The organism is Bartonella vinsonii subsp. vinsonii (assembly GCF_902825235.1).
Taxonomy (GTDB): domain Bacteria; phylum Pseudomonadota; class Alphaproteobacteria; order Rhizobiales; family Rhizobiaceae; genus Bartonella; species Bartonella vinsonii.
Map to the genome: position 1 here is coordinate 1 of NZ_CADEAJ010000036.1, position 866 is coordinate 866.

An 866-nucleotide genomic window follows, 5' to 3' on the forward strand; every position below is an offset into this window, starting at 1 on the left:
TTAACAAGATGCAATCAAGATGCAGTTTATAAACAGCCTATAAAAAGTAAACTACTGAAATTTGCTATTCATTTTATGGGAAATTGAAATAACTCCAATATGTGCTTTTAAGAGATCAAATATGCAATTTTGAAGAGTTTTATGATACATTTCACTTGACGGTATGAAGGGGGGTATAAAACTTCAAAACCTCCTCAAAACATATATCATTAATTGTATTTACAGGTTGTATTATGGAAATAGGTTGTTTTTTAAGGGTTTTAAAAATCTTAACATATTGAAAAGTAATATTTTTATTTTTTAATGTTTTTTTCTTTAAACACAAAGTTTCAAAACTCAAAACCTATGGCAATAACTGTATTTCTGTTTTTAAAAGTGAGAGTGTTCAGAAAACAAAACCCTCAAAGATAACTTATGAACCATTGTTCTTGGTACTCTAAGATTTTGAGGGTTTGAAAGATCAAAGAAAGAAAATTCTTATCGTTTCATTGTCTTGTATTCTTGTTTTTTATCAAAGGATGCCATTCATAGCGTATGGTAGGACGCCCACCTGTTGGGTTTTTCGTTCCAGAGATTTCACGAATGTGGTTTGAACGGCATAACAACTCCAAAGCTTTTTGAATAATGCTATGCTCTGTTAAATCTGTCCAATGACGTTGGTGAATATCACGTAAGGTAAAAATATCAGGTAAGCAGTCACAACGCTTTACAATCAATTTTGCACACCCTTGCACAGATGCATTGCCGGCAGCATAAAGTCTTTTTACATGACTCAACAAATAGTTTTCCCAACGCAATGCTGTTTTGAGAGAAGGGAGAGTGATTTCAAAACGTCCTCCTTCGACAAGTTCAAAAATCAAAGCAAG

General features: G+C 32.7%; 1 pseudogene. It reads right to left on the bottom strand.

The window, feature by feature from the left end:
• Positions 1–485 precede the first annotated feature (485 nt).
• Positions 486–866 (bottom strand): annotated as a pseudogene (locus J7R12_RS08575) (YfjI family protein); the annotation flags it as partial.